Annotated in this window: 3 protein-coding genes; all 3 read left to right on the top strand. The window is 58.8% G+C overall.

All coding sequences use genetic code 11. From position 1 onward, the window contains the following. A partial coding sequence (locus VU18_RS16170) for a molybdopterin oxidoreductase family protein (protein ID WP_047758534.1) occupies nt 1–841 on the top strand: 841 nt, incomplete at its 5' end. Next, a complete protein-coding gene (locus VU18_RS16165; RefSeq protein ID WP_014194861.1) occupies nt 834–1,277 on the top strand; it encodes a hypothetical protein in 444 nt (147 codons plus the stop codon). The genes VU18_RS16170 and VU18_RS16165, both read left to right, overlap by 8 nt. A 2-nt stretch (nt 1,278–1,279) precedes the next feature. Next, a partial coding sequence (locus VU18_RS16160) for an XdhC family protein (protein ID WP_047758533.1) occupies nt 1,280–1,920 on the top strand: 641 nt, incomplete at its 3' end.

Raw genomic sequence — 1,920 nt, 5'->3', positions numbered from 1 at the left:
GGAGCGGCGCGTCAACGTGCTTCGCAAGGCGGTCGACCCGCCGTTCGGCTTGCCGTCCGACTTGGAGCTGCTGATCGAATTTTCCCGGCGCATGGGGTTTCGCGACCGAAGCAGGCGTCCTCTCATCACCTACCGCACACCCGAGGAGGCATTTAACGAATGGCGCCTCGTCTCAAAAGGTCGTCCGTGCGACATGTCGGGCATGACCTATGAAAAAATCGAACGGCTTGGGGGCATTCAGTGGCCGTGCAACGAACAATATCCCGAAGGAAAAAAACGGCTGTACACCGACAACGTGTTTCCGACGGCTGTCGATGAGGCTGAGTCATACGGTCGCGACATGCGGACAGGACGGGCGCGGACGCGCGAAGAGTTCGCCGCCATCGGCGCCAACGGACGCGCCATTTTGTACGGGATCGACTGGTCGCCGCCGCTCGAATGGCCGGATCGGGAATACCCGTTTTGGCTGAATACCGGGCGCAACGTCTTCCATTGGCATACGCGGACGAAAACCGGGCGGGCTCCGCTTTTGCAGCTGTCGGCTCCGGAAGGGTATGCGGAAATTCATCCGGACGACGCCGCCCGCTTGCAGATCCAAATGGGCGACTGGGTGCGCGTCTCAAGCCGCCGCGGTGAAGTGATCGTTCGCGCTCGCCTCACCGACTCCGTGCTGCCGGGCATGGTGTTTCTTCCGTTTCACTACGGATCACTGCTTGAGCAGGAAGCGGCAAACGAGCTGACACTCGATACGTGGGATCAAGTGTCAAAACAGCCGCATTTTAAAAACGGCGTTTGCAAAGTCGAAAAATGGTTAGGGAGAGAACAGGATCGCGATGAATGAACAATGGGACAATCGAAAAGAGATAAGCGGTCTGCTCAGCGACATTCAAGCGGCCAATGAAACGATCCAGCAACAGCTGCGCCCATACGTGCAAGAACATCGGTATACCTATCCGCTTTTTCAACGGCTCGCCGCATTGGCCGAAGAACTCAGCGAACACGTCTCCACCCTTCTTAGCGGACCGCTTGAACGAAACGAAGCAAAATATCATCTAAGCGTGCTGTTTCGCACGGCCGAAGCCATGGCAGAAACGAACGAGATGCTCAAAGCGGTCGGTCGGTTCCACCCGAGCGTGCCGCTTCAAGCGCTCACGTACGCGCTGATGCGGCTCGTGCCGACGGTGGCTGCCGCTTACGGCCATTATGAAAGTTTATTGATCGTCACGCCGCGTTTTCAACAGCTTAGCCGCCTTTGGCGCCATGCGGAAGGAGGATAAGCATGGAAAGCTACTATGCCGCGCTCAATGCCATGGCCGCCGCGCCGAACGATGGTGTATTCGCCATCACGATTGACGTGGAAGGCTCGGCCTACCAAAAGGAAGGAACATGGATGTGGATCGGAGCAGACGGAAAGACAACCGGCTTATTAAGCGGCGGATGCCTCGAAGAAGCGGTGGCTGCGCATGCGATCGAAGTGCTGTCAAGCCGGCAGGCGGCGGCCCTATCGTTTGACTTGCGCGCAGAAGATGACGGAGGGTGGGGGCAAGGAAGCGGATGCGACGGCGTCATCCATGTTTGGCTTGAGCCGGTCACAAACGAGACGAAACCGGATTGGCTTACGTTGAAACAGCGCCTTGACCGCGGCGAACATGTGCTGATGGCGCGAAGCATCGCTCATCCTAAGGAACCGCCGTTTTTCCAAAGCGAAACAGGGGAACGCTTCGGCGGCTATGTTTCACCGCCGAGGCCGGAATGGCTCAACGCGCTGCATGGCACCCCGTTTTTCCGCGGCCGGAACGGGGTGCAGGAAACAGATGACGGCGCGTTTTACATCCAACATTTTTGGCCGAAACCGCGCCTCGTCATTTTCGGCGCCGGCCCAGACGCCCCGCCGCTCGTCGCGGCGGCCAAAGCGGCGGG

Origin of the sequence: Geobacillus sp. ZGt-1, assembly GCF_001026865.1 — a bacterium.
GTDB classification, from domain to species: domain Bacteria; phylum Bacillota; class Bacilli; order Bacillales; family Anoxybacillaceae; genus Geobacillus; species Geobacillus thermoleovorans.
Note: the sequence above shows the minus strand (reverse complement) of the source record. Positions and strands in the feature narration are given on the sequence as shown.